Source organism: Novilysobacter selenitireducens, from assembly GCF_020026895.1.
In the GTDB taxonomy this organism is placed as follows: domain Bacteria; phylum Pseudomonadota; class Gammaproteobacteria; order Xanthomonadales; family Xanthomonadaceae; genus Lysobacter_C; species Lysobacter_C selenitireducens.
This window is the reverse complement of record NZ_JAINZW010000001.1, coordinates 507274-524756: the sequence shown is the minus strand read 5'-3', so window position 1 is coordinate 524756 and position 17483 is coordinate 507274. Positions and strand designations below refer to the sequence as shown.

Genomic DNA, 17483 nt, shown 5'->3' with positions numbered 1-17483 from the left:
GGAAACCCGCCTCCGACATGGCGATCACCGGGAGACAGGCAACAAAAAACCCGCCACGTGGGCGGGTTCTTCGTTTGGATCTGGCAGCCCCGGAAGGATTCGAACCTCCGAATGCCTGAGTCAGAGTCAGGTGCCTTACCGCTTGGCGACGGGGCTATGGAGCTGATTTTAGCGCCTCTGCCCGGCATTCGCACCATCTGGAGCGGATGCCGCCGAGGAGCGCCCCAAGCGCGATTAGCGCTTGGAGAACTGGGTGGCGCGGCGGGCCTTGTGCAGGCCGACCTTCTTGCGCTCGACCTCGCGGGCGTCGCGGGTCATGAAGCCGGCCTTGCGCAGCTCGGACTTCAGCGACTCGTCGTACTCCACCAGCGCGCGGGCGATGCCCAGGCGGATCGCACCGGCCTGGCCGGTGGTGCCGCCGCCGGCGACGGTGACGTTGACGTCGAACTTGTCGGTCGACTGGGTCAGCTCGAGCGGCTGGCGCACGATCATGCGCGCGGTCTCGCGACCGAAGAACTCATCGATCGGACGCTGGTTGACGGTGATCTTGCCATCGCCCTTGCGCAGGTACACGCGGGCGGTGGAGGACTTGCGGCGGCCGGTGCCGTAATTCTGCTGGATTGCCATGATCGGTACCTTAGAAGTCCAGCGGCTGCGGCTGCTGGGCGGAATGCGGATGCTCGGAGCCCTTGTAGACCTTGAGCTTGCGGTACATCGCGCGACCGAGCGGATTCTTGGGCAGCATGCCCTTCACGCCGGTCTCGATGACGCGCTCGGGGTGGCGCTCAAGCGCCTGGCCCAGGGTCTCGGTCTTGAGGTTGCCGATGTACCCCGTGAAACGGTGGTACTTCTTGTCGGTCAGCTTCTTGCCCGTGACCACGATCTTCTCGGCGTTGATCACGACGATGTAATCGCCGGTGTCGACGTGCGGCGTGTAGACGGGCTTGTGCTTGCCACGCAGGCGGCGGGCGAGCTCGGCGCAGAGGCGGCCGAGGGTCTTGCCTTCGGCATCGACCACGTACCAGTCACGCTGGACGGTCTCGTTCTTGGCGGTGAAAGTCTTCATGACGGTATGCGGTTACCTGGTCGGGCGGGTTGCGCGCGGCGTTGCGCCGGCGGAACTTTGCCTCGCGTTGTTGAAGCGGGGGACGAAAGAGGCGGAATGATACCGGCCCGCCTGCCCTGCCGCAACCCACCCCCTGTGGACGCGGGTCCGGGCGCCGCCGCCCGGTGTAGCATCGCCGGCCATGTCCGCCCGCCCGCACCCAGCAGCGCCCCCCGCCGGTGCGGGCCCCGCGCCGCGCCCTGCCGACCCGCTGCTGGCGCTGGCCGACCGCTGCGTGCAGTGCGGCCTGTGCCTGCCCAGCTGCCCCACCTATGCCGTGGACCGGCTGGAGGCGGAGTCGCCCCGCGGCCGAATCGCGTGGGTACGGCATATCGCCCAGGGCACCCTCGCCCCGACCCCGGCCGGCGACGCCCACCTCGATCACTGCCTCGGCTGCCGGGCCTGCGAATCGGTATGCCCGGCGGGCGTTGAATACGGGGCACTGCTGGTGGAAGCCCGCAGCCGCCAACGCGAGCGGCGTGCGCCCGGGTGGCTGCAACGCTTGATGGAAGGCGTTGCCGCGCGACCCCGGATGCTCGGGATGCTGCTGTCGATGTACCGGCGGGTCCCGGAGGCGTTGCGACGCGGCTTGCCCCCGCCTCCTTCGCCCGGAAATCGCACGCCGACTCCAGCGCCGGCCCCGGTGCCGATGCCCTCCGCTTCGGAATCCTCGATTTCGATCTTCAGCGGCTGCGTTGCGCGCCCGTACGAACGCGGGCTGCGCGACGCCGTCGCCGCCCTGTGCGCCGCGACTGGCAGCACCGTGCACGAACCGGCCGGCCAGACCTGTTGCGGCGCGCTGCATGCCCACGGTGGCAACCGCGCCAAGGCCGACGCCCTCGCGGCGCTCAACCGGCAGGCATTCGCGGACCAGGGCACCGTGCTGACCCTGGCCAGTGGCTGCCATGAGTCCGTCGCGCATGCGCTGGCGGGCGAAGCCGAGACCATCGATGCGATTGCGTGGCTGGCCAGCCGCACGTCCGCGCTCGAGTTCCAGCCGACCCGGATGAAGGTGGCGCTGCACCTGCCCTGCACGCAGCGCAACGTGGTCCACTCGGTTGCCGCCCTACGCAGCCTGCTGGCGCGCGTGCCGGGGCTGGAGGTGGTCGAGCTCGACGCGGGCACCGGCTGCTGTGGCGCGGCCGGGTTGAACATGCTGCTGGACCGCGACCGCGCGGCCGAACACCGCGCCCCGCTGGTCCATCAGTTCGAGGACAGCGGCGCCACGCTGCTGCTCAGCGCCAACATCGGTTGCCGGCTGCACCTCGCGGGTGCGACCACGGCGCCGGTGCAACATCCGCTGGAGTTCCTCGCCTCGCGCCTGGCGGCCTCCACGCCGGCGTAAGGTCGCCCGCCTACACTTGCACGCCATGAACGCACGCTCACTTTCCCCGCTCGACCGCCTGCTGTCCGACCTGCAACGCGCGATGGACACCGTGGCAGGCGCACCCGCAGCGGAGCGCCCCAACCCCGCGCAGGAACACGCCGACATCGTGCTGGACGACGACGAGCGCCGGCACGCGGCTGGGCTCATGCGCATCAACCACGTCGGCGAGGTCTGCGCCCAGGCGCTGTATTGCGGGCAGGCCGCGGTCGCCCGCGACGGCGCCACGCGCGAGCACCTGCTGGCCGCCGCGCAGGAAGAGACCGACCACCTGGCCTGGTGCGCGGACCGCCTGCGCGAACTCGACAGCCGCCCCAGCCTGCTCAACCCGCTCTGGTACGCGGGCAGCTATGCGATCGGCGCGCTGGCGGGGTTGCGCGGTGACGGCTGGAACCTCGGATTCGTGGTGGAAACCGAACGCCAGGTCGAAGCCCATATCGACGAGCACCTGCAGTCGCTGCCGCAGGCCGATGCGCGCAGCCGCGCCATCCTGCAGGTGATGAAGGCCGACGAGGCCCGCCACGCCGATGCCGCCGAACAGGCCGGCGCGCGCATCCTGCCGATGCCGGTGCCGACGTTGATGGCTGCGGCATCGAAGCTGATGAAGTCGGTGGCGTACCGGCTCTGACTCAACGCGCCTCAGGCATCTGTAGGAGCGGCTTCAGCCGCGATGCCCCACCTGTAGGAGCGACGTAAGTCGCGATGCGTGTCCGGCCGGAGCTGCTGTGGCGACTGACGTCGCTCCTACAAATACAGAAAGGTTCGGATTGCGGGGGACAGGGCATCGCGGCTGAAGCCGCTCCTACAAGAGCTTGCGTATCCCCGCGGGACGTGAACCCGCGACATGAAAAAGGCCGGCAATGCCGGCCTTTTCCGCAATACGACTGGGTCGAGCCGGCGGTCAATCCGCCAGGTTGCGCCCGTGGTACAGCTCCTCGATCTCGCGCTTCAGCCGCGCCTCGATCTTCATGCGCTCCTTGAACGACAGGTTGCGCGCCTTTTCCTCGAACAGGTAGCGGTCCAGGTCGAAGTCCTTCAGGTGCATCTTCGTGTGGTAGATGTTTTCCTGGTAGACGTTGACGTCGAGCATCTCGTAGCGCGACTTGATGTTCTTGGCCAGGTAATCCTGGATCGAATTGATCTTGTGGTCGATGTAGTGCTTCTTGCCTTTCACGTCGCGGGTGAACCCGCGCACGCGGTAGTCCATCACCACGATGTCGGACTCCAGGCTCTCGATCAGGTAGTTCAGCGCCTTCAGCGGCGAGATCACGCCGCAGGTGGCCACGTCGATGTCGGCGCGGAAGGTCGCGATGCCGTTGTCCGGGTGCGTCTCCGGGTACGTGTGCACCGTGATGTGCGACTTGTCCATGTGCGCGACCACGGCGTCGGAGATCACGCCCTTGGCGTCGCGCTTGTCGACCACCGGCTCCTCGGAGATGAGGATCGTCACCGACGCGCCCTGCGGATCGTAGTCCTGGCGCGCGATGTTGAGGATGTTGGCACCGATGATGTCGGCCACATCCGTGAGGATCTGGGTCAACCGGTCGGCGTTGTATTCCTCGTCGATGTACTCGATGTAGCGCTGCCGCTCCTCTTCGGAGGCGGCGAAGCTGACATCGTAGATATTGAACGAGAGGGCCTTGGTGAGGTTGTTGAAGCCTTGCAACCTCAGGCGCGGCAGCGGTTTGACCACGGTGGGGGATCCCGGATCTGGCAGTGGAATCGGCAATTATGGGGCATTAGGCCCCCGGGGTGAAACGGACCCGGATCCGCGCCGTGGCGGTTTGCGTCAGCATTTGCCCCCGCACGTCGCTTGGCCCTAAGCTCGGCCGATCACACCAGCCCATCGCCCATGTCCGCCACCTCGGTTGCCCATTTGACTGCCCTGCGCCGCACCCATAGCCCGTTGATGCCGGATGCCTCGGTCATCGAGCGCTTCCTCGCGCACAGCCACCGCCGCCGCTACCCGTCGCGCACCGACGTGTTCCGACCGGGCGATCCGGCCAGCACCCTGTACTACGTGGTGTCCGGCTCGGTCAGCATCATTGCCGAGGAGGACGACGGCCGAGAGCTGGTGCTGGGCTACTTCGGCCCGGGCGAGTTCGTCGGCGAGCTGGGTCTGTTCATCGAGAACGACCGGCGCGAGGTCATCCTGCGCACCCGCGTCGCCTGCGAGCTGGCGGAGATCGGCCACGAGCGCTTCTACGACCTGCTGCTGGGCCGGCTGTCGATGGACGCGCCCAAGCTGCTGTACGCGATCGGCGCGCAGATCTCCCGTCGCCTGCTCGACACCAGCCGCAAGGCCGGGCGCCTGGCCTTCCTGGACGTGACCGACCGCATCGTCCGCGCCCTGCACGACCTGGCGAAGGAGCCCGAGGCGATGAGCCACCCCGACGGCACCCAGTTGCGCGTGTCGCGCCAGGAGCTGTCGCGCCTGGTGGGCTGCTCGCGCGAGATGGCCGGTCGCGTGCTCAAGAAGCTGGAAGCCGACGGCAAGCTGCACGCCCGCGGCAAGACCGTCGTCCTGTACGGGACCCGCTGATGGGACGGCTGGCCACCCTCGACGATGGCCAGCTCCAGACCACCGTCCGCACGGCGGCCGTAGGCGATGCCGCCGACGTGGCACCGTTGCTCGAGGCTCTGGGGTATCCGTGCACGCGTGACGAGGCCGCCGAGCGCATCCTTGTCGCCATTTCCGACCCGCGCCAGCAGCTGCTGCTGGCCGAGCGCGACGGCCATGTCTGCGGCCTGGTCGCCCTGCATACCCTCTACATGATCGCCAACGGCGCGGACCTGGCGCGCATCACCGCGCTGGTGGTCGACCCGACCTGCCACCGCCAGGGCGTCGGACGCCGCCTGCTGCGCGAAGCCGAGGCCGTCGCCCGGCGCACCGGCGCGGCGCGCATCGAAGTCACCAGCGGCGCGCAACGCACAGAAGCGCGCGCGTTCTATTGCGGCTGCGGGTACAGCGACGACTCGCAGCGGTTCGTGAAGCTGCTGGGCGATTGAGCGGCGCCCTGCTCTTGTAGGAGCGGCTTCAGCCGCGATGCCTTTTCACCTTCTGTAGGAGCGACGTAAGTCGCGACCCTGAAGCCGGATTTTGCGCAGCCATCCAGCTGCCGCGGTCGCGACTTACGTCGCTCCTACATCGGCTCGCCATGTGGCTGTGATCGCGGCTGAAGCCGCTCCTACAGATGCGTGTTACGGCTGCTGCGCTGCGGCCGGCATGGCGACGGGTTCGCCCGCGCGCCCGGGACATCCCCAGTTGAGGATCGGCGTGTCCGCCGGCAGCACGCGCTGGAACATCGCCACGCTGCCTTCCTTCGGATTGACGACGACGGGCCGCTGCGCCGCCTTCAACAGCGGCAGGTCGGCGCTGCTGTCGGTGTAGGCGGTGGCAATCGGCCCGGTGTAGCCGGCCTCGCGCAGCATCGTCATCTTCATCTCGTGGTGGCAGTGCCGGGTGGCGACCACCGCGCCCAGGCGCGGTCCGACCTGCGTGCCGACGACGGGCACGTCCTCGTGCGCGACGAACGCCAGGATCGCGCGTGCCAACTCGGGCGGCGCGCCGGTGGCGATCACCACCCGGTCGCCCGCTTCGCGGTGGCGGTGCAGCACCTCCAGGGCGATGGGCAGCAGGCGCCCGCGGATCTGCGCCATGTGGGCTTCGACGTAGCGGTCGATGAGCGCATCGAGGTCGCGACGGCGGTGGAAGCCGATCGTCCCGACCCACACGAATGCCGATATCCCGCGACGCCGCGTTGGCAGGAACGCGACCATCGGCCCGGCAATCGGAGCGACCAGCAACGCCAACAACCGGCGCCACCACGCCCGCAGGATGAGCCACTTGAAAAGGTGGCCGCCTGAGTCGCCGTCGTACAGCGTGTGGTCGAAATCGAACACCACCAGCGGTGCGCCGGCGCGGGCGGCGGGGTATCGGGGGCCGGCTTCACTCATGCGGGATTCGGTTCGATGCGTTGGGGCGATTGTGACGAAACAGTGCGGCGGTGGAAACGCGCGCGAATGGGCGCACGAACCTACGCGGCGAACATCCGCGCCAGCGCCGCGCCCGGGTCGCGCTCGCGCATGAACGACTCGCCGACCAGGAACGTGTGCACCCCGGCTTCGCGCATCCGCGCGACATCGGCGGCCGAGGCGATGCCGCTTTCGGTGACCAGCGTGCGGTCCGGCGGCACTGCGCCCTTGAGCTCCAGCGTGGTGTCGAGCGAGACCTCAAACGTGCGCAGGTTGCGGTTGTTGACGCCGACCAGCTGGCAGTCGGTCTGTAGCGCGCGTTCCAGCTCGTCGATGTCGTGCACTTCCACCAGCACGTCCATGCCCAGCTCGTTCGCGAGGTTGGCCATCTCGATCATCGGGCCGTCCTCCAGCGCAGCGACGATCAGCAGGATGGCATCGGCGCCGATCATCCGTGCCTCGTACACCTGGTAGGGGTCGATGACGAAGTCCTTGCGGATCACCGGCAGGGTGCAGGCGTTGCGCGCCGCGGCCAGGTACAGGTTGCTGCCCTGGAAGAAATCCACGTCCGTCAGCACCGACAGGCAGGCCGCGCCGCCGGCCTCGTAGCTGCGGGCGATCTCGGCAGGATGGAAGTCGGGCCGGATCACGCCCTTGGACGGGCTGGCCTTCTTCACCTCGGCGATCACCGCGGCATTGCCCGCGGCGAGCTTGCGGTCGATGGCCGCCGCGAACCCGCGCGTGGGCGGCTGCGAGGCCACGCGGGCACGCAGGTCGTCCAGCGAGCGCACGCGGCTGCGCTGGTCGATCTCTTCGCGCTTGCGGGCCAGGATGGTGGTGAGGATGTCGCTCATGCGGTACCGGTCGAGTAAAGGGGTGGAGTCGGAATGCGTGGGTGGCGGCGCGCAACCCACGGTGCCGGATTGGAGCCGGCAAGGTGCACCATCGCGCCGGCGGTCATTGCGGGGATGGCTCCGATGGCGCCGCCTTGCCGTACGCACGTTCGACCCGCGCCACGCGCAGCTCGAAATGCTCGTACCAGTGGGTGCGGCCGTACGCGCGCGTCATCGCGTGGTCGGCTTGGCGCTTCCATGCCTGGATGGCGGCCTCGTCGGTCCAGTAGCTGACGGTGATGCCGAACCCGTCCGCATCGCGGCTGGATTCCACCCCGAGGAACCCGGGTTGGCGGGCGGCAAGCTCCACCATGCGCGCCGCGGCCTGGCCGTAACCGGCGTCGTCGTCCGCATTGCGTTGCGAGCTGAACACCACCGCGTAGTACGGCGGCTGCGGCAGCCTGGCGAACGGCCCGCTCATGCCGCCGCCAGCTCCTTGGTCACCGCAACGAACTGGTCGAGCTTCTCGCGCGCCTGGCCCGAGGCGATCGCCGCACGGGCGCGCTCGATGCCGTCGCTGATGCTGTCGGCGACGCCGGCCACGTACAGCGCCGCGCCGGCGTTGAAGACCACGATCTCGCGCGGCAGCCCGCGCTGGTTGTCCAGCGCCTGCAGCACCATCGTGCGCGATTCGATGGCATCGGCCACGCGCAGGTTGCGGCTGGCGGCCATGGCGATGCCGAAGTCCTCGGGATGCACCTCGTATTCGCGCACCACGCCGTTGCGCAGTTCGCCGACCAGGGAGCCCGCGCCCAGCGACAGCTCGTCCATGCCGTCGCGGCCCCACACCACCAGCGCACGCTGCGCGCCCAGCTCCTGCAGCACGCGCACCTGGATGCCGACGAGGTCGGGGTGGAACACGCCCATCAGGATCGCCGGTGCGTCGGCCGGGTTGGTCAGCGGACCGAGGATGTTGAAGATCGTGCGCACGCCCATTTCGCCGCGGATCGGTGCCACTGCCTTCATCGCCGGGTGGTGCACCGGCGCGAACATGAAGCCGATGCCGGTGCGCGCGATGCACTGCGACACCTGCTCGGGCTGCAGGTCGATGGCCGCGCCCAGCACCTCCAGCACGTCGGCGCTGCCGGACTTGGACGACACGCTGCGGTTGCCGTGCTTGGCAACCTTGGCGCCGGCCGCGGCGATCACGAACATGCTGGCAGTGGAGATGTTGAAGGTGTGCGCGCCGTCGCCGCCGGTGCCGACGATGTCGACCAGGTGGCGGCGGTCGGCGACCTCGACCGGGCGCGAGAACTCGCGCAGCACCGTGGCCGCGCCGGCGATCTCGCCGATGGTTTCCTTCTTGACCCGCAGGCCGGTAAGGATCGCCGCCGTCAGCGGCGGCGAGATCTGGCCGCGGATGATCATCCGCATCAGGTCCATCATCTCGTCGTGGAAGATCTCGCGATGCTCGATCAGGCGCTGGAGGGCTTCTTGCGGGGTGAAGGGCATGGCGTGTCCCGGTGTGCGGATGGCGATGTGCTGCTGAGTCGAAGCGTCCGTGCCTGTAGGAGCGGCTTCAGCCGCGATCCAATCTTTTCTTGATGTGTGTAGGAGCGACGTAAGTCGCGACCGGAAATCGTTGACCGCGCCGCTATCCGGTTAGCGTGATCGCGACTCACGTCGCTCCTACAAAAAACGTAAGCAAGATCAAAAGATCGCGGCTGAAGCCGCTCCTACAAAGGACATGGCTGGCTCAACGCTCCAGGAAGTTCTTCAGCAGCGCGTGGCCGTGTTCGGTAAGGATGGATTCGGGGTGGAACTGCACGCCTTCCAGCGGAAACTCGCGATGGCGCAGGCCCATGATCTCGTCGAAGCCGCCGTGCGCATCCTCGGTCCAGGCGGTGATCTCGAGGCACCCGGGCAGCGTATCGCGCGCCACCACCAGCGAGTGGTAGCGCGTCGCCTCGTAGCGGTCGGGCAGCCCGGCGAAGACGCCGCGGCCCTCGTGGCGGATGCGCGAGGTCTTGCCGTGCATGATCGACTTGGCGCGCACGACGTCGCCGCCGAACGCCTGCCCCAGGCTCTGGTGGCCCAGGCACACGCCCAGGATCGGTGTGATGGCGCCCAGCGCGCGGATCACGTCGACCGACACGCCCGCCTCGTTGGGCGTGCACGGCCCAGGCGAGATCACGATGCGCTCGGGCGCCATGGCGGCGATCTGCGCCACCGACAGCGCATCGTTACGCACCACCTCCACCTCGGCTCCCAACACCTGCAGGTACTGCACGAGGTTGAAGGTGAAGCTGTCGTAGTTGTCGATCATCAACAGCACGTCACAATCCCCTCGCCGCTTCGGCCACCGCGCGGAACAGCGCGCGCCCCTTGTTCATGGTCTCGTCCCACTCCTTTTCCGGATCGGAGTCGTAGACGATGCCGGCGCCGGCCTGCACGTGCAGGCGTCCGTCCTGGATGACGGCGGTACGGATGGCGATGGCGGTGTCGGCATCGCCGTGCCAGCCGATGTAGCCGATGCTGCCGGCGTAGACATTCCGCTTGATCGGTTCCAGCTCGCGGATGACCTCGAGCGCGCGGATCTTGGGCGCACCGCTGACGGTGCCGGCCGGGAACGTGGCGCGCAGCACGTCGGCGTAGCTCATGCCGGCCTTCAGCGTGCCGGTGACCTCGCTCACGATGTGCATGACGTGGCTGTAGCGCTCGATCACGAACTGCTCGCCGACCTCCACGGTGCCTGCCTCGCTGACGCGGCCGACGTCGTTGCGGCCCAGGTCGATCAGCATCAGGTGCTCGGCGCGTTCCTTGGGGTCGGCCAGCAGCTCGACCTCCAGCGCGGCGTCGGCTTCCGGCGTCTCGCCCCGCGGGCGGGTGCCGGCGATGGGGCGCACGGTGACGGTCGGCGCATCGGTGCCCATGCCTTCCAGCCGCACCAGGATCTCCGGCGAGGAGCCGACCACCTGCATCTCGCCGACGTCCAGGAAGTACATGTACGGCGACGGGTTGAGCGCGCGAAGGGCGCGGTAGACATCCACCGGGCGCGCCTTGAACGGCACGCTCAGGCGCTGGCTCAGCACCACCTGGAACACGTCGCCGGCGCGGATGTAGTCCTTGGACTTCTCCACCGCGTCGATGAAGCCCTCGCGGGTGAAGCCGGAGACGAAGTGCGACTCGTCCAGCGCCGCGCCGTCGAGTGTGTCGGGATACGTTGCGCCGCTGGTGCGCAGCCGGTGCACCAGCTGGTCGAGGCGGCGGTTGGCGCGCGCGAACGCCTGCGGCTCGGACGGGTCGGCGTGGACGATGAGGTAGAGGCGGCCCTTGAGGTTGTCGAACACCGCGACTTCTTCGCTGAGCATCAGCAGGATCTCGGGCGTGCCCAGCTCATCCGGCTTGGTCTCGCCATCGGGGCCCGGGCCGGCCAGGCGCGGCTCGATGTAGCCGATGCATTCGAAGCCGAACCAGCCCACCAGCCCGCCGGTGAAGCCGGGCAGGCCGTCGATCTTCGGCACGCGGTGCGCGGCGCGCAGTCGTTCGACCTCGGCGAACGGGTCGGCGACCTCGCGCGCCTCGACCAACTCGCCGTGCTCGCTGACCACCAGCGTGTGGCCGGCAAAGGCGTACACGCGACGCGCCGGCAGGCCGATGATCGAGTAGCGGCCGAAACGCTCGCCGCCTTCGACGGATTCGAACAGGTAGGTGTGCGGGCCGTCGGCCAGCTTCAGGTAGACCGAGAGCGGGGTGTCGAGGTCGGAAAAGACCTCGCGGACGACCGGGATGCGGGTGTGGCCTTCAGCGGCCTGCTGCTGGAACTGCTCGGCGGTGAGCGTGTGGGGCGACGGCATGCGGCACTTCCTGGGAATGCGACGGGGCGTGGACGGCGGCGGGCATCGGCCACCATCGCCAACCCGTGTCGGCACCGCAGGAATGAAGGGTCGCCCAGAGGTTCATGGGGCGCTACTTTAGCCGCTTCGCCGCGCGGATGCAGGCCTAGGCGGGAAGCGGGCCAAGCGCCGGAGCGGACTCGCCGTCCGGTTCGGGGCCGGCCGCGTCGCCCGCCCCCAGCGGCAACGGATTGCCCGGCACGCGCAGCAGCGGGCATCCCGGCGGCAGGTGCATGCGCAGGCGCGAGGCGACGCAGTCGATGCGGAAGCGCCGCGCCTCCACCGGCTCGCCGTCCAGGTTCAGCACGAACGGCTCGGCGCCTTCGATCTCCACCCACGGCAACTGCCTGCGCACGGCGACGCGGTCGAGGGCGCCCTGCTTGCCTTCGGTCAGCAGCGCACCGACGGTGGCGCCGACTTCGCCTTCCAGTTCCGGAACGATGGTGAGGTCCAGCAGGTCGTCGTCGATCACCGCGTCCGGGCACAGCACCTGCCCGCCACCGGCCTGGCGCCCGTTGCCGGCGCCCAGCGCGATGAAGCCGCCCTCCCAGGCGAACTCCGGGCCCGATACGCGGGCGGCGATGGGCTCGATCCGGCCCAGCTTGGCGATGCCGGTGATGAGGTAGGCCAGCCCGCCGAGCATCTTCTTCAGCCCCTCGTCGGTTTCCACCGTGACCTGCGTGCCGAAGCCGCCGCTGGCGAGGTTGGCGCACCAGTGGCGGGCCCCTTCGGTGTCGATGCACAGCAGGTCGATCGGCTGCGGCGCGGTGCGGCGGACGAGGTCGAGGGCCTCCGCCGGTTCCAGCGGCAGCTCCGCGGCGGTGGCGAAATCGTTGGCGGTGCCCATCGGCACCAGGGCCAGCGCGGGCAACCCGCTGGCATCGGCGTCCTGCCCCGCCAGTGCGGTGGCGACTTCGCTCAGCGTGCCGTCGCCGCCCGCGGCCACCACAGTATCCACGCGATTGGCGAGGGCTTCCTCGACATGGCGCGCGGCGTCGCCGCCTTCCCACGTCACCCGCACGTCGATGCGGATGCCGCTGCGGCGCAGGTCGAGCACGGCCTCGCGCAGCGGTTCGTCGCCGGCGGATTTGCCGTTGAGGATCAGGCACCAGTGGCTGGACATCGGACGGGCGCTTGCGGGGGCGGTGCGGCAGGCTAGCAACGCGGCGCCAAGCGGCCGTGAAGCCCGCGCCCGGCCGGCCCGGTAGCGACATGCGTGCGACACGCCGGTGTCATCACCCGGTCATCGGACACGCGGAGTATTGGAGTCCATTCCCAGGGACGACGGGCGGAGGCAGGATCGCCTCCAATCTTCCAGGCCGGTGCCGGCGACGGCATCGGCCTTTTCATGCGCGGCCGTCGCTCAGCGCACGCCCGCCACGGCCGACTTCATGCGCCCGATCACGTCCGCGTAGTCGTCGGCATTGAAGATCGCCGAGCCGGCGACGAAGGTGTCGGCGCCGGCCGCGGCGATCTCGGCGATGTTGTCGGCCTTGACTCCGCCGTCGATCTCCAGCCGTACATGCGGTGCGCGTGCGTCGATCATCCCGCGCACCATGCGCAGCTTCTCGAGCGCGGAGGGTATGAAGGACTGCCCGCCGAAGCCCGGGTTCACCGACATCAACAGCACCAGGTCGAGTTCTTCCAGGACGTAGTCGAGGACCTCCACCGGGGTGCCGGGGTTGAGCACGAGCCCTGCCTGGCAGCCGGCGTCCCGGATGAGCTGGATCGTGCGATGCACGTGCCGGCTCGCCTCGGGATGGAAACTGATGACGGTGGCCCCGGCCTTGGCGAAGTCCGGGACGATGCGGTCCACCGGCTCCACCATCAGGTGCACGTCGATCGGCGCGGTGACGCCGTGCTTGCGCAGCGCCTCGCACACCATCGGCCCGATGGTGAGGTTGGGCACGTAGTGGTTGTCCATCACGTCGAAATGCACCCAGTCGGCGCCGGCGGCCAGGACGTTTTCCACTTCCTCGCCCAGCCGGGCGAAGTTGGCCGAGAGGATGGACGGGGCGATGACGGTCGGTTGCATGGCGGCGCTCGCTGGAGGCAGGCGCGCATTGTCGCCGGCACGGGCGCCCGGCGGAACCCGCGCGCGGCTCAGCGCTTGCGCAGGGTCTTGATGCGGTCGTAGGCGCCGTTGATCTCGCGTGCCTTGGTCTCGGCCTGCTTGCGCAGCTCCGGCGCGGCCCCGGCGACGCGGTCGGGGTGGTACTGGGCGATCAGGCGGCGGTAGGCCTGCTCGACCTCGGCGTCGCTGGCGTCGGAGGTCAGCCCCAGCTGCGCGTACGGGTTGTCGCGGCGCAGCTTGAACCAGTCGGTGTCGAAGGCGTGGCCGATCAGCAGGCCGATCAATGCGCCCAGCAGCGGGTTGACCCGGAACAGCGCCGCGCCGGCCAGTGCGCCCAGCAGTTTTCCGTACCAGCGTTTCATGCGGTGCGCTTCATGCGGCGAGAGGGCTCCGGGCAGGCGATCCAGGGCGTGGCGGGAGGCCCCGCGCGGCCGGCGGCGAGTGTACCTGCACCCGGCCGCCGACCGGCGTACACTGCCCGGCCCCGTCGCGCGGGCGCGCGATGCGCCAGTACCGGCGGGGCCTGCGCCACCTGGGGGCCTCACGTTGTCAACGACCTTGCACCGACCGTACCTGCTGGAATCCGATCTTCCCGGCCTGCACCTGCGCCACCGCGGCAAGGTGCGCGATGTGTTCGACCTGCCGGCCAGCGTACTGCCGGCCGACGCCGGTTTCGGCGACTGCCTGCTGATGGTCGCCACCGACCGCCTGAGCGCCTTCGACGTGGTGCTGCCCGACCCGATCCCCGGCAAGGGCGAGATGCTCTGCCAGATCAGCAACTTCTGGTTCGACAAGACCGGCCACATTGTCCCCAACCACCTGACCGGCATCGATGTCGCCTCGGTGCTGCCGGCCGGCGTGGATGCGTCGCTGTACGAAAGGCGCGCGGTGGTGACGCGCCGGCTCAAGCCGGTGCCGATCGAGTGCATCGCGCGCGGCTACGTGATCGGCAGCGGCTGGAAGGACTACCAGCGCACCGGCCGCATCAGCGGCATCGCCCTGCCCGACGGCCTGCAGCAGGCGCAGAAGCTGGACGAGCCGATCTTTACCCCCTCGACCAAGGCCGCCGTCGGCGACCACGACGAGAACATCGACTTCGACACCGCCGTGCGCCTGTGCGGCGCCGAGCTGGCCGAGGCGGTGCGCGACGCGACGCTGCGGCTGTACCGCTACGCCGCCGACTTCGCCGCCGAGCGCGGGATCCTGCTGGCCGACACCAAGTTCGAGTTCGGCACCGACGCCGATGGCCGCCTGTACGTGATGGACGAGATGCTCACCCCGGACTCGTCGCGGTACTGGCCGGCGGACGAGTACGAGGTCGGCACCAGCCCGCCCAGCTTCGACAAGCAGTTCGTGCGCGACTACCTGGAGACGCTGGACTGGGACAAGACCGCGCCCGGCCCGCGCCTGCCGCCCGAGGTCATCGAACGCACCCGCGCGAAGTACGCCGAGGCGCTGGAGCGGCTGGCGGACATCCGGATCGATTGAGGCGGGGGCGCCTGCCGTGCCCTACCCACGCAGGCAAACCGAGTAGGGATCGCGCCTGAAGGCGCTCCTACAGGAAGCCTGCTGTTGTAGGAGCGGCTTCAGCCGCGATCCGCCAATCGGGTGGCGACGCGATGGGAAGATGGCGGTCGCGACTCACGTCGCTCCTACAACGATTGCGTAGTAGCGCCCGGGCCGGCCATGCACCCGCGCCCGCCCCTTGCCATACTCCGGCCACTGCCCGCCGGAGACCGCCATGGACGCCGCTACCCGCCCCATCGACCGCTGGTTCGCCAGTTACTCCGGCGACCATCGCGACCCCACCAACCAGGCCATCCACGTGGTCGCGGTGCCGGCCATCCTGTGGAGCGTGATCGCCCTGCTGTGGTGCATCCCGTCGCCCGGCACGCTGTTCCGCGACGGCTTCTGGGCGGGGCTGGCGATGTTCGGCGCGTTCCTTTTCTACTACCGCGCCTCGCGCCGGCTCGGGCTGGGCATGGCCGCGGTGTTCGCGCTGCTGGGGCTGGTGACCAACGTGCTGTTCGCCACGCTGGGGCGGATGCCATTGCTGACGCTGGCGATCGTGGTCTTCGTGGTGGCGTGGATCGCGCAGTTCATCGGCCACAAGATCGAGGGTCGCAAGCCCAGCTTCCTCACCGACCTGACCTACTTGCTGATCGGGCCGGCATGGGTGCTGGTCAAGCTCTACCGCCGGCTGGGCTGGGCCTACTGACGGCAACGTCGCACCCGACGCGCAAAACCGGCACGCGCGGCAACGCGCGAGCGCGCCGGGCCGTGTAAGGTCCGGCGTTCCCGCTCCCCGGTTTCCCGCCCCATGCCGCCACGCGACATCGCCCTGGTCCTGCTGATCTGCGTGGCGTGGGCATTCAACTTCCTGACCTCCGCGCTGGCGTTGCGCGAGATCCCGCCGTTCCTGTTCACCGCGCTGCGCTTCGCGCTGCTGGCGCTGCCGCTGGTGTTCGTGCTCAAGCGCCCCGCGCCCGGGCAGTGGCCGCGGCTGGTCGCGGTGTGCCTGTGCGTGGGCGTGGCGCATTTCGGGCTGAGCTTCCTGGCGCTGAAGCTGGCGGGCAACCTCACCTCGCCGGCCATCGTGATGCAGAGCTACGTGCCGATGACCGCGCTGCTGGCGTGGTGGCTGCTGGACGACCGCTTCGGCTGGCGCACCGGGCTTGCCATCGGCGTGAGCTTCGCCGGCGTGCTGGTGCTGGGACTGGATCCGCTGGTGTTCCGCCGGCCCGACGCGTTGGCGCTGATGCTGGTGTCGGCCGCATCGCTAGCGCTGGGCACGGTGCTGATGAAGCGACTGCGCGGGCTGGACGTCTTCAGCCAGCAGGGCTGGACCGCGCTGATCAGCGTGCTGCCGCTGCTGGGCCTGAGCCTGTGGATGGAGCCCGGCAGCGTGGCGCGGCTGGGCGAGGTGAGCTGGGTCGGCTGGCTGGGGGTGGCGTACGCGGCCTTCATTTCATCGCTGCTCGGCCACGGCCTCTACTACGTGCTGGTGCAGCGCCACCCGGTGTCGCAGCTGATGCCGTGGCTGCTGCTGACCCCGGTGCTGGCGGTGGTGCTGGGCATCGTGGTGTGGGGCGACCGCCCGGGCCCGGCGATGTGGGTCGGCGGCGCGATGGTGCTGGGCGGCGTGCTGATGATCGCGCTTCGCGCAATCACGAAGTCGCGCGAGTTGCCGCCGAAAGAGGTGCTGTAGCGTCCCTCAGCGTCCGGAAGGGGACGACGGCGACGGATCAGCGCGGCGGCTCGAACATCCCCGGCTGCGGCCGGAACGGCCGCGGCGCGTAGCCGAGGTCACGCGCCGCCGGACCGGTATCGAACACCAGGTCCTCGCGCATCCGCGCCACCGCCGCATCACCCAGCCCCGCGCCGATGCCCATCAGCGCAGCGCCGCGCAGCGCCAGTGAAAACATCGGCTGCGGCAACTCCAGCAGCCGCGCCGGCGGCTGCAGGCAGGCCAGCACGCGCGCGACCATTTCCCGGTATGCCAGCGTCTCGCCACCCGGTACGTCGTAGCTGCGGCCGGCCGCGGCGGCGTTGTCGATGCACGCGAACGCCGCGTCGGCCAGGTCGTCGACATGCACCGGCTGGCGCAAGCCGGTCGCCCCGCGTGGCAGCGGAAACACGCGGCGCCGTCGTGCCAGCGACGCGATGCGCGTCAGCGTGGCGTCGCGGCCCGCGCCGTAGACCAGCGTCGGGCGCAGCACGGTAACCGCGGCCCCCCGCTGCGCTGCCGTCTCGAACAGGGTCGTCTCCGCCCCTGCCAGGCGTGCGGCCACGTCGCGCTCGGCGGCGTCGGGCGAGTCGTGCTTGACCGCCGCGCTGGTCGAACCGAACGCCACCACGCGCGCGCATTCGACCGGCGCGCCGCGGTACCAGCGCGCAAACCCGTCCAGCGGTCCACAACTGAAGATGGCGTCGAACGCTTGCGGCACTGCCGGCATCGCGTCGAGCGAACCGCGATGCCAGGTGATGCCCGGCGACGGCTCGCGCGCGGTGCGCGATACGGCGTCCACTGCCCAGCCGGCGTCACGCAGGCGCGCCACCAGCGGCACGCCGATCTGCCCGCTGGCACCGAAAATCAGTGCGCGCATCGGACCGGGATCGGCTGGGGAGCGAGCTCGTCGATGCACCCGCCGGACAGGCCAGCGCACCCGATCGTATTAATAAGTGTCATGCGCGAACTGCGGCCGCATCGGTTGGT

The 17483-nt window shown here is 69.5% G+C and carries 19 protein-coding genes, 1 tRNA gene and 1 pseudogene; 7 read left to right on the top strand and 14 right to left on the bottom strand.

Annotation, left to right across the window (positions count from 1 at the left end; all coding sequences use genetic code 11):
* Window positions 1-81: 81 nt before the first annotated feature.
* The 3 genes from K6753_RS02370 to rplM all read right to left on the bottom strand — a co-directional run bounded on the left by K6753_RS02370 (window position 82) and on the right by rplM (window position 1066).
* Window positions 82-156, bottom strand: a tRNA-Gln gene (locus K6753_RS02370).
* Window positions 157-234: 78 nt separating this feature from the next.
* The gene (gene rpsI, locus K6753_RS02365; RefSeq protein WP_223674569.1) at window positions 235-627 is read right to left on the bottom strand and encodes a 30S ribosomal protein S9; all 393 of its coding nucleotides are present in this window, start codon (window positions 625-627) and stop codon (window positions 235-237) included.
* Window positions 628-637: 10 nt separating this feature from the next.
* Window positions 638-1066 carry a 50S ribosomal protein L13 gene (gene rplM, locus K6753_RS02360; protein ID WP_223674568.1) on the bottom strand — a complete coding sequence of 143 codons (429 nt, stop codon included), beginning with the start codon at window positions 1064-1066 and terminating at the stop codon, window positions 638-640.
* A gap of 181 nt (window positions 1067-1247) precedes the next feature.
* On the opposite strand from rplM, the gene K6753_RS02355 reads away from it, so the two are divergent.
* Together K6753_RS02355 and coq7 are read left to right on the top strand one after the other, a co-directional pair.
* On the top strand, window positions 1248-2450 hold the full coding sequence (locus tag K6753_RS02355; protein ID WP_223674567.1) for a (Fe-S)-binding protein: 1203 nt from the start codon (window positions 1248-1250) through the stop codon (window positions 2448-2450).
* A 25-nt stretch (window positions 2451-2475) separates the two neighbouring features.
* Complete coding sequence (coq7, locus tag K6753_RS02350) at window positions 2476-3117, top strand: 2-polyprenyl-3-methyl-6-methoxy-1,4-benzoquinone monooxygenase (protein ID WP_223674566.1); 642 nt, start codon at window positions 2476-2478, stop codon at window positions 3115-3117.
* A 273-nt stretch (window positions 3118-3390) separates the two neighbouring features.
* Here the strand turns inward: coq7 and speD are convergent, their stop codons facing one another.
* Window positions 3391-4182 (bottom strand): adenosylmethionine decarboxylase, encoded by a 792-nt coding sequence (gene speD, locus K6753_RS02345; protein ID WP_223674565.1) that lies wholly within the window; start codon window positions 4180-4182, stop codon window positions 3391-3393.
* 159 nt (window positions 4183-4341) lie between these two features.
* Here speD and crp point away from each other — a divergent pair, with 159 nt between their 5' ends.
* Together crp and K6753_RS02335 are read left to right on the top strand one after the other, a co-directional pair.
* Complete coding sequence (gene crp, locus K6753_RS02340) at window positions 4342-5031, top strand: cAMP-activated global transcriptional regulator CRP (protein ID WP_425492041.1); 690 nt, start codon at window positions 4342-4344, stop codon at window positions 5029-5031.
* The gene (locus K6753_RS02335; protein ID WP_223674564.1) at window positions 5031-5498 is read left to right on the top strand and encodes a GNAT family N-acetyltransferase; all 468 of its coding nucleotides are present in this window, start codon (window positions 5031-5033) and stop codon (window positions 5496-5498) included. Before crp ends, K6753_RS02335 begins: the two co-directional genes overlap by 1 nt.
* 192 nt (window positions 5499-5690) lie before the next feature.
* On the opposite strand, the gene K6753_RS02330 is transcribed toward K6753_RS02335, so the two are convergent.
* The 9 genes and pseudogenes from K6753_RS02330 to K6753_RS02290 all read right to left on the bottom strand — a co-directional run bounded on the left by K6753_RS02330 (window position 5691) and on the right by K6753_RS02290 (window position 13629).
* The gene (locus K6753_RS02330) at window positions 5691-6446 is read right to left on the bottom strand and encodes a haloacid dehalogenase-like hydrolase (RefSeq protein ID WP_223674563.1); all 756 of its coding nucleotides are present in this window, start codon (window positions 6444-6446) and stop codon (window positions 5691-5693) included.
* A gap of 80 nt (window positions 6447-6526) precedes the next feature.
* Window positions 6527-7318, bottom strand: a complete 792-nt coding sequence (trpC, locus tag K6753_RS02325) for an indole-3-glycerol phosphate synthase TrpC (protein ID WP_223674562.1) — start codon at window positions 7316-7318, stop codon at window positions 6527-6529.
* Between the two features lie 103 nt (window positions 7319-7421).
* The gene (locus K6753_RS02320; protein WP_223674561.1) at window positions 7422-7778 is read right to left on the bottom strand and encodes an antibiotic biosynthesis monooxygenase family protein; all 357 of its coding nucleotides are present in this window, start codon (window positions 7776-7778) and stop codon (window positions 7422-7424) included.
* Window positions 7775-8809: an anthranilate phosphoribosyltransferase gene (gene trpD / locus K6753_RS02315; RefSeq protein ID WP_223674560.1), complete on the bottom strand. Its 1035-nt coding sequence runs from the start codon at window positions 8807-8809 to the stop codon at window positions 7775-7777. Before trpD ends, K6753_RS02320 begins: the two co-directional genes overlap by 4 nt.
* A 244-nt stretch (window positions 8810-9053) precedes the next feature.
* Window positions 9054-9632 carry an anthranilate synthase component II gene (locus K6753_RS02310; protein WP_223674559.1) on the bottom strand — a complete coding sequence of 193 codons (579 nt, stop codon included), beginning with the start codon at window positions 9630-9632 and terminating at the stop codon, window positions 9054-9056.
* Between the two features lies 1 nt (window position 9633).
* The gene (gene trpE / locus K6753_RS02305; RefSeq protein ID WP_223674558.1) at window positions 9634-11154 is read right to left on the bottom strand and encodes an anthranilate synthase component I; all 1521 of its coding nucleotides are present in this window, start codon (window positions 11152-11154) and stop codon (window positions 9634-9636) included.
* Window positions 11155-11398: 244 nt separating this feature from the next.
* Window positions 11399-12316: pseudogene (gene yegS / locus K6753_RS02300) on the bottom strand (lipid kinase YegS); the annotation flags it as partial.
* A 240-nt stretch (window positions 12317-12556) separates the two neighbouring features.
* Window positions 12557-13228 (bottom strand): ribulose-phosphate 3-epimerase, encoded by a 672-nt coding sequence (gene rpe / locus K6753_RS02295; protein ID WP_223674557.1) that lies wholly within the window; start codon window positions 13226-13228, stop codon window positions 12557-12559.
* A gap of 68 nt (window positions 13229-13296) precedes the next feature.
* Complete coding sequence (locus K6753_RS02290; RefSeq protein ID WP_223674556.1) at window positions 13297-13629, bottom strand: J domain-containing protein; 333 nt, start codon at window positions 13627-13629, stop codon at window positions 13297-13299.
* A 196-nt stretch (window positions 13630-13825) separates the two neighbouring features.
* Here K6753_RS02290 and K6753_RS02285 point away from each other — a divergent pair, with 196 nt between their 5' ends.
* The 3 genes from K6753_RS02285 (at window position 13826) to K6753_RS02275 (ending at window position 16475) form a co-directional block, all read left to right on the top strand.
* Window positions 13826-14755 carry a phosphoribosylaminoimidazolesuccinocarboxamide synthase gene (locus K6753_RS02285; RefSeq protein ID WP_223674555.1) on the top strand — a complete coding sequence of 310 codons (930 nt, stop codon included), beginning with the start codon at window positions 13826-13828 and terminating at the stop codon, window positions 14753-14755.
* A 253-nt stretch (window positions 14756-15008) separates the two neighbouring features.
* Window positions 15009-15485, top strand: coding sequence for an Mpo1 family 2-hydroxy fatty acid dioxygenase (locus K6753_RS02280; protein ID WP_223674554.1), 477 nt, complete (start codon window positions 15009-15011; stop codon window positions 15483-15485).
* Between the two features lie 102 nt (window positions 15486-15587).
* The gene (locus tag K6753_RS02275) at window positions 15588-16475 is read left to right on the top strand and encodes a DMT family transporter (protein ID WP_223674553.1); all 888 of its coding nucleotides are present in this window, start codon (window positions 15588-15590) and stop codon (window positions 16473-16475) included.
* A 37-nt stretch (window positions 16476-16512) separates the two neighbouring features.
* Here K6753_RS02275 and K6753_RS02270 read toward each other — a convergent pair whose 3' ends face one another.
* Window positions 16513-17373, bottom strand: coding sequence for an NAD-dependent epimerase/dehydratase family protein (locus K6753_RS02270; protein ID WP_223674552.1), 861 nt, complete (start codon window positions 17371-17373; stop codon window positions 16513-16515).
* Window positions 17374-17483: the final 110 nt, after the last annotated feature.

What these genes read in the sequence shown, in the direction of transcription:
- rpsI (WP_223674569.1), bottom strand. Translation starts at nt 627, where the DNA reads ATGGCAATCCAGCAGAATTACGGCACCGGCCGCCGCAAGTCCTCCACC.
- rplM (WP_223674568.1), bottom strand. Translation starts at nt 1,066, where the DNA reads ATGAAGACTTTCACCGCCAAGAACGAGACCGTCCAGCGTGACTGGTAC.
- K6753_RS02355 (WP_223674567.1), top strand. Translation starts at nt 1,248, where the DNA reads ATGTCCGCCCGCCCGCACCCAGCAGCGCCCCCCGCCGGTGCGGGCCCC.
- coq7 (WP_223674566.1), top strand. Translation starts at nt 2,476, where the DNA reads ATGAACGCACGCTCACTTTCCCCGCTCGACCGCCTGCTGTCCGACCTG.
- crp (WP_425492041.1), top strand. Translation starts at nt 4,342, where the DNA reads ATGTCCGCCACCTCGGTTGCCCATTTGACTGCCCTGCGCCGCACCCAT.
- K6753_RS02335 (WP_223674564.1), top strand. Translation starts at nt 5,031, where the DNA reads ATGGGACGGCTGGCCACCCTCGACGATGGCCAGCTCCAGACCACCGTC.
- K6753_RS02330 (WP_223674563.1), bottom strand. Translation starts at nt 6,446, where the DNA reads ATGAGTGAAGCCGGCCCCCGATACCCCGCCGCCCGCGCCGGCGCACCG.
- trpC (WP_223674562.1), bottom strand. Translation starts at nt 7,318, where the DNA reads ATGAGCGACATCCTCACCACCATCCTGGCCCGCAAGCGCGAAGAGATC.
- K6753_RS02320 (WP_223674561.1), bottom strand. Translation starts at nt 7,778, where the DNA reads ATGAGCGGGCCGTTCGCCAGGCTGCCGCAGCCGCCGTACTACGCGGTG.
- trpD (WP_223674560.1), bottom strand. Translation starts at nt 8,809, where the DNA reads ATGCCCTTCACCCCGCAAGAAGCCCTCCAGCGCCTGATCGAGCATCGC.
- trpE (WP_223674558.1), bottom strand. Translation starts at nt 11,154, where the DNA reads ATGCCGTCGCCCCACACGCTCACCGCCGAGCAGTTCCAGCAGCAGGCC.
- rpe (WP_223674557.1), bottom strand. Translation starts at nt 13,228, where the DNA reads ATGCAACCGACCGTCATCGCCCCGTCCATCCTCTCGGCCAACTTCGCC.
- K6753_RS02290 (WP_223674556.1), bottom strand. Translation starts at nt 13,629, where the DNA reads ATGAAACGCTGGTACGGAAAACTGCTGGGCGCACTGGCCGGCGCGGCG.
- K6753_RS02280 (WP_223674554.1), top strand. Translation starts at nt 15,009, where the DNA reads ATGGACGCCGCTACCCGCCCCATCGACCGCTGGTTCGCCAGTTACTCC.
- K6753_RS02275 (WP_223674553.1), top strand. Translation starts at nt 15,588, where the DNA reads ATGCCGCCACGCGACATCGCCCTGGTCCTGCTGATCTGCGTGGCGTGG.
- K6753_RS02270 (WP_223674552.1), bottom strand. Translation starts at nt 17,373, where the DNA reads ATGCGCGCACTGATTTTCGGTGCCAGCGGGCAGATCGGCGTGCCGCTG.